The 3130-nt window shown below is 53.9% G+C and carries 2 rRNA genes; both read left to right on the forward strand.

From position 1 onward, the window contains the following. Positions 1 to 23: 23 nt before the first annotated feature. Positions 24 to 2930: ribosomal RNA gene (locus HEP82_RS19730) — 23S ribosomal RNA — on the forward strand. An 85-nt stretch (positions 2931 to 3015) separates the two neighbouring features. After that, positions 3016 to 3130, forward strand: a 5S ribosomal RNA gene (gene rrf, locus HEP82_RS19735); the annotation flags it as partial.

A 3130-nucleotide genomic window follows, 5' to 3' on the forward strand; every position in this document is an offset into this window, starting at 1 on the left:
CCCGAGACACTTTCGGGTTGTGAGGTTAAGCGACTAAGCGTACACGGTGGATGCCTAGGCAGTCAGAGGCGATGAAGGACGTGCTAATCTGCGAAAAGCGTCGGCGAGGTGATATGAACCTGTGACCCGGCGATGTCCGAATGGGGAAACCCAGTGCAATTCGTTGCACTATCGTTAGATGAATCCATAGTCTAACGAGGCGAACCGGGGGAACTGAAACATCTCAGTACCCCGAGGAAAAGAAATCAACCGAGATTCCCTGAGTAGCGGCGAGCGAACGGGGAAGAGCCCAGAACCAGAATCAGTTTGTGTGTTAGTGGAAGCGTCTGGAAAGTCGCACGACAGAGGGTGATAGTCCCGTACACAAAAATGCACAGATTGTGAGTTCGATGAGTAGGGCGGGACACGAGACATCCTGTCTGAAGATGGGGGGACCATCCTCCAAGGCTAAATACTCCTGACTGACCGATAGTGAACCAGTACCGTGAGGGAAAGGCGAAAAGAACCCCGGCGAGGGGAGTGAAATAGAACCTGAAACCGTGTACGTACAAGCAGTGGGAGCCTTGATTTATCAGGGTGACTGCGTACCTTTTGTATAATGGGTCAGCGACTTATATTCTGTAGCAAGGTTAACCGAATAGGGGAGCCGTAGGGAAACCGAGTCTTAACTGGGCGTTAAGTTGCAGGGTATAGACCCGAAACCCGGTGATCTAGCCATGGGCAGGTTGAAGGTTGGGTAACACTAACTGGAGGACCGAACCGACTAATGTTGAAAAATTAGCGGATGACTTGTGGCTGGGGGTGAAAGGCCAATCAAACCGGGAGATAGCTGGTTCTCCCCGAAAGCTATTTAGGTAGCGCCTCGTGAATTCATCTTCGGGGGTAGAGCACTGTTTCGGCTAGGGGGCCATCCCGGCTTACCAACCCGATGCAAACTACGAATACCGAAGAATGTTATCACGGGAGACACACGGCGGGTGCTAACGTCCGTCGTGAAGAGGGAAACAACCCAGACCGCCAGCTAAGGTCCCAAAGTCATGGTTAAGTGGGAAACGATGTGGGAAGGCCCAGACAGCCAGGATGTTGGCTTAGAAGCAGCCATCATTTAAAGAAAGCGTAATAGCTCACTGGTCGAGTCGGCCTGCGCGGAAGATGTAACGGGGCTAAACCATGCACCGAAGCTGCGGCAGCGACATTAAGGTGTTGTTGGGTAGGGGAGCGTTCTGTAAGCCTGAGAAGGTGGCCTGTGAGGGCTGCTGGAGGTATCAGAAGTGCGAATGCTGACATAAGTAACGATAATGCGGGTGAAAAACCCGCACGCCGGAAGACCAAGGGTTCCTGTCCAACGTTAATCGGGGCAGGGTGAGTCGACCCCTAAGGCGAGGCTGAAAAGCGTAGTCGATGGGAAACAGGTTAATATTCCTGTACTGTGTGTGACTGCGAAGGGGGGACGGAGAAGGCTATGTTGGCCGGGCGACGGTTGTCCCGGTTTAAGCGTGTAGGTGTGTGGACCAGGCAAATCCGGTCTGCTGTAACACTGAGGCGTGATGACGAGGCACTACGGTGCTGAAGTAACAAATGCCCTGCTTCCAGGAAAAGCCTCTAAGCATCAGGTCACACGTAATCGTACCCCAAACCGACACAGGTGGTCAGGTAGAGAATACCCAGGCGCTTGAGAGAACTCGGGTGAAGGAACTAGGCAAAATGGTGCCGTAACTTCGGGAGAAGGCACGCTGGGCATGGTGAAGTCCCTAGCGGATGGAGCTGAGCCCAGTCGCAGATACCAGCTGGCTGCAACTGTTTAATAAAAACACAGCACTGTGCAAACACGAAAGTGGACGTATACGGTGTGACGCCTGCCCGGTGCCGGAAGGTTAATTGATGGGGTCAGCCGCAAGGCGAAGCTCTTGATCGAAGCCCCGGTAAACGGCGGCCGTAACTATAACGGTCCTAAGGTAGCGAAATTCCTTGTCGGGTAAGTTCCGACCTGCACGAATGGCGTAATGATGGCCAGGCTGTCTCCACCCGAGACTCAGTGAAATTGAACTCGCTGTGAAGATGCAGTGTACCCGCGGCAAGACGGAAAGACCCCGTGAACCTTTACTATAGCTTGACACTGAACCTTGAGCCTTGATGTGTAGGATAGGTGGGAGGCTTTGAAGTGTGGACGCCAGTCTGCATGGAGCCAACCTTGAAATACCACCCTTTAATGTTTGATGTTCTAACGTGGGCCCCTGAACGGGGTTGCGGACAGTGTCTGGTGGGTAGTTTGACTGGGGCGGTCTCCTCCCAAAGAGTAACGGAGGAGCACGAAGGTTAGCTAATCCTGGTCGGACATCAGGAGGTTAGTGCAAAGGCATAAGCTAGCTTGACTGCGAGAGTGACGGCTCGAGCAGGTGCGAAAGCAGGTCTTAGTGATCCGGTGGTTCTGAATGGAAGGGCCATCGCTCAACGGATAAAAGGTACTCCGGGGATAACAGGCTGATACCGCCCAAGAGTTCATATCGACGGCGGTGTTTGGCACCTCGATGTCGGCTCATCACATCCTGGGGCTGAAGTAGGTCCCAAGGGTATGGCTGTTCGCCATTTAAAGTGGTACGCGAGCTGGGTTTAGAACGTCGTGAGACAGTTCGGTCCCTATCTGCCGTGGGCGTTGGAGAATTGAGGGGGGTTGCTCCTAGTACGAGAGGACCGGAGTGAACGCACCGCTGGTGTTCGGGTTGTCATGCCAATGGCACTGCCCGGTAGCTACGTGCGGAAGAGATAAGTGCTGAAAGCATCTAAGCACGAAACTTGCCCCGAGATGAGTTCTCCCTTGGACTTCGAGTCCACAGAAAGGACGTTCGAGACGAGGACGTTGATAGGCTGGGTGTGTAAGCGCAGCGATGCGTTGAGCTAACCAGTACTAATGACCTGAGAGGCTTAACCTTACAACACCGAAGGTGTTTTGGAGAGAGAGCGGCTTGTTCCGGATAGCGTTGACTGGCTGAGAGGCGGGTTGACGGACAGAATATGCCTGGCGGCGATAGCGCGGTGGTCCCACCTGACCCCATGCCGAACTCAGAAGTGAAACGCCGTAGCGCCGATGGTAGTGTGGGGTCTCCCCATGTGAGAGTAGGGAACTGCCAGG

Origin of the sequence: Musicola keenii (assembly GCF_014855505.1) — a bacterium.
GTDB lineage: Bacteria > Pseudomonadota > Gammaproteobacteria > Enterobacterales > Enterobacteriaceae > Musicola > Musicola paradisiaca.